This is a genomic window from Pseudoduganella buxea (assembly GCF_009720835.1).
Classification (GTDB): Bacteria; Pseudomonadota; Gammaproteobacteria; order Burkholderiales; family Burkholderiaceae_D; genus Rugamonas; species Rugamonas buxea.
This window is the reverse complement of the sequence record NZ_WNKZ01000336.1, coordinates 1-252: the sequence shown is the minus strand read 5'-3', so window position 1 is coordinate 252 and position 252 is coordinate 1. Positions and strand designations below refer to the sequence as shown.

Genomic DNA, 252 nt, shown 5'->3' with positions numbered 1-252 from the left:
GGCAAATGCATATAACCGTCAAGGTTATAGGGACAAGCCTTACGGGCAATTAGTATCAGTTAGCTTAATGCATTACTGCACTTCCACACCTGACCTATCAACGTCCTGGTCTCGAACGACCCTTTAAAGAGCTCAAGGCTCTGGGAAATCTCATCTTAAGGCAAGTTTCCCGCTTAGATGCTTTCAGCGGTTATCTCTTCCGAACTTAGCTACCCGGCAATGCCACTGGCGTGACAACCGGTACACCAGAGG

1 rRNA gene is annotated in these 252 nt (G+C 48.4%); it reads right to left on the bottom strand.

Annotated elements, in window-relative coordinates:
* Positions 1-28: 28 nt before the first annotated feature.
* A 23S ribosomal RNA gene (locus tag GM672_RS28165) occupies positions 29-252 on the bottom strand; the annotation flags it as partial.